The organism is Albidovulum sp. (assembly GCF_049646345.1).
Taxonomy (GTDB): domain Bacteria; phylum Pseudomonadota; class Alphaproteobacteria; order Rhodobacterales; family Rhodobacteraceae; genus Albidovulum.
In genome coordinates this window covers 1-3,257 of record NZ_JBARVQ010000504.1, presented here as the reverse complement: position 1 = coordinate 3,257, position 3,257 = coordinate 1, and the positions used below count along the sequence as shown (strand labels likewise).

Here is a 3,257-nt window from a genome sequence, read left to right as displayed (position 1 = left end):
GGCGCGGTCGGCCCGCGACATATCCTGCCATCAGCGTCAGCCCCGGGGCCGCCGGGCGCAGCGGAACGGCGACAAGGTCGTCACCGCCATAGCTGACCGCCGTCCGCGGTCGCATGTTCAGAACCGCAAGGCCGGTCCCCGCACCGACAAGGCTACGCACCATTTCGGTCGAGCTGGCCGTGGCGACGATACGGGGCGCGACCTGTGCCGCCTCGAACAGGCACCGAGTATAGGCCCCGGCCAGCGGCAGATCGAGCAGCACGAGGGCTGCGCCATCGAGATCGCGCAAGGAGGCATGGCCGCGACTGGCCAATGCGTGACCGGCTGGAGCCAGCACATATGGCGGCACCTCAATCAGAACCTCGGTCGCGACCCCCACCCGCACCTCGCCCCCGGCGAAGAGGATCACGTCAAGCATGCCCTCCAAAAGCCCAGCCTGCGCGCTGTCATTGTCGCAGTCGTGGAAATGCGCCGTGAGGCCGGGATGGGCGGCCAGCATCGGTTGCACGATTTCGGGCAGAAAGGCCGGTGCGACCGGGGCGTAATAGCCGATGTGCAACGCGCCCGAGAGGGCGGAGCCGAGCGCGTGGCCTGCCGTCATCACCGCCTCATAATCCTCCAGCAGGGCGCGGATGCGGTCCGCCAGAAGCCGCCCCGCAGTGGTTGGCGCAACACCGCGTGCGCGAGTGCGGATGACGAGGGTCGTCGCGAATTCCGCCTCGACCTTGTCGATGGCGGTCGCCACGGCCGATGGCGCGACATTCAACGCCGCCGCCGCGCCTGCGATCGTGCCGTGGTCCACCGCAGCCACATAGGCGCGCATGAGCCGCAGGGACAGTCGGAGGTCGCTGTGCATCTGAATTCCCCTGATTTTCAGAGTAAGGTGACAGATTAAATCTGTTTTTCAAGCCAAGGCTGTTGCGCCATCCTGCCCCCAATCAAGGGGATCACCATGACGGATCATTCCGAACCGACCACCCCGGCGCTCAAAGGCTGGCACCATGTCCCGGACGTGCCGATCCGGGTGTCGCCATTCTTCTCATGGCCGCCTGATCCCGCGCGGATGGCGCGCTGGCTGGCCTCGCGCTGGCTGGCGGTTGCCGAGAACTCGATCCTTGTTGGCATTGCGCTGGCGTCATGGGCGTGGTTTCAGCCGTCCCTTGAAGTGGCAAAGACGCTTGCGCCGGGTTGGATCGCAGGGGTCTGGTTCAGGAACCTGATCCTGATGACATTGGTTGCGGGCGGCTTGCACCTGTTCTTCTTCACCTTCCGGCGGCAGGGCGACCGTTTGAAATACGACCCGCGCGATCTTGCGCGCACTGGCAAGCAGTATACCCTCGGTAGTCAGGTCCGCGACAACATGTTCTGGACCCTGACAAGTGGTGTCGGGTTCTGGACCGCCTACGAGGTGGTGATGTTCTGGGCGATGGGGAATGGCTGGGCGCCCGTTCTGACATGGTCCGCGCATCCGATCTGGTTCGTGATGCTTTTCCTGCTGACGCCGGTCTGGATTTCCTTCCATTTCTACTGGGTCCACCGGGCGCTGCACTGGGGGCCGCTCTACCGGCTGGCCCATGCGCTGCATCACCGCAATGTCAATGTCGGTCCGTGGTCGGGCCTCTCGATGCATCCGGTGGAGCATCTGATCTTTTTCTCATCGATCCTCATCCATTTCCTCATCCCGGCCCATCCCCTGCACATCCTCTTTCATATGCAGCATCAGTCCCTGACGGCAGCGACCTCGCATACCGGGTTCGAAAATCTTCTGGTAAAGGATCGCAAGCACCTCGCGCTCGGCACCTTCCACCACCAGATGCATCACCGCTACTTCGAGGTGAATTACGGCAATCTGGAACTGCCCTGGGACAAGTGGTTCGGGTCATTCCACGACGGCACGGAAGTGGCGCATGAGCGGATGAAGGAGCGGCGCAAGCGGATCGGACGCTGAGTTATTTCAGCGAGTAAAGCTCATCCGGGCGCAGCCCGAGTTCCAGTGCGATCTTGATGCAGACAGCCAGCACCATGATCGCCAGCAGGATGCGCAATTGTTCAGCCTTCAGCTTGGCGCCGATGCCCGCGCCGATCTGGGCACCGATGACACCGCCGACCAGCAGCAGCACGGCAAGAACCATGTCGACGCTGTAGTTGGTGGTCGCGTGCATCATCGCGGTGAAAGCTGAAACGAAGATGATCTGGAAAAGCGAGGTGCCGACCACGACCTTCGTGGGCATGTTGAGGATATAGATCATGGCGGGCACCATGATGAAGCCGCCGCCGACCCCCATGATTGCCGCAAGGAACCCGACCAGCGCGCCGACGGCCAGTGGCGGGATCACCGAGATATAAAGGCCCGACGTGCGGAACTTCATCTTGAACGGCAAGGCCGTGACCCAGCCGCGCGGTCGCCGGGTGACGACGGGACGCGAGGCATCGCGCGCGCGCAGGATCGCCCGCAGGCTTTCGACGAACATCAAGGCCCCGATGCCGCCGAGAAAGATGACGTAGAAAAGCCGGATCAGCAGCTCAACCTGCCCCAAAGCCTTGAGATAGTTGAAGACCAGCATCCCGAGGCCCGAGCCAAGGATACCGCCACCGAGAAGCATCCAGCCCATGCGGAAATCCACCGTCTTGCGCCGGATATGGGCAAGGATCGCCGAGACCGAGGAGGCGACGATCTGGTTGGCCGAGGTCGCGACGGCAACGGCGGGCGGCACACCGATGAAAAACAGAAGCGGTGTTATCAGAAACCCGCCCCCCACGCCGAACATGCCGGACATCACGCCGACCCCGCCGCCGATCAGCAGAAGGACAAAGACGTTCACCGAAACCTCGGCAATAGGCAGGTAGAGATGCATGAGGGTGCCGCGCTGGCTATTGGGATGCCGTGGCGTCATGACTCCCAATCGTGCCGGTGTCAAATGGTCGCCGCAGATGCCTTCACGCCAGTTGGATCGCGCCCATATATCCAGATGTCAGGTCTTGCTGCGGGGTTTGGCGCGCAACGTCGGTTCGGCCACGGTCGGGTCCTCGGGCCAGGGGTGCTTTGGGTACTGGCCACGCATATCCTTGCGGACATCGGCGTAGGACGAGGCCCAGAACCCGGGCAGGTCGAGCGTGGTCTGCACCGGTCGCTGCCCCGGTGACAGCAGCGTGATGCGCAAGGGCAGGCGTTTTGGGCCGATTGTGGGGTGTTCGGTGACGCCGAACATCTCCTGCAGCCGGATCGCGATGCCGGGATGGTCGCCCTCATAGTCGAT

Annotated in this window: 4 protein-coding genes; 1 reads left to right on the top strand and 3 read right to left on the bottom strand. The window is 63.2% G+C overall.

What is annotated here, in order from left to right; genetic code table 11:
* Positions 1–856: LysR family transcriptional regulator (locus WBB85_RS12735; protein ID WP_432638980.1), on the bottom strand; the 856-nt coding region annotated here is incomplete at its 3' end.
* A gap of 96 nt (positions 857–952) precedes the next feature.
* Here WBB85_RS12735 and WBB85_RS12730 point away from each other — a divergent pair.
* Entirely contained in the window at positions 953–1,948 is a 996-nt protein-coding gene (locus WBB85_RS12730; RefSeq protein ID WP_432638979.1) for a sterol desaturase family protein, read from the top strand.
* A gap of 1 nt (position 1,949) precedes the next feature.
* On the opposite strand, the gene WBB85_RS12725 is transcribed toward WBB85_RS12730, so the two are convergent.
* Both WBB85_RS12725 and WBB85_RS12720 read right to left on the bottom strand, forming a co-directional pair.
* A complete protein-coding gene (locus WBB85_RS12725; RefSeq protein ID WP_432638981.1) occupies positions 1,950–2,855 on the bottom strand; it encodes a sulfite exporter TauE/SafE family protein in 906 nt (301 codons plus the stop codon).
* A 117-nt stretch (positions 2,856–2,972) separates the two neighbouring features.
* Positions 2,973–3,257 (bottom strand): ATP-dependent helicase C-terminal domain-containing protein (locus tag WBB85_RS12720; RefSeq protein WP_432638978.1); only part of this gene is annotated, 285 nt, incomplete at its 5' end.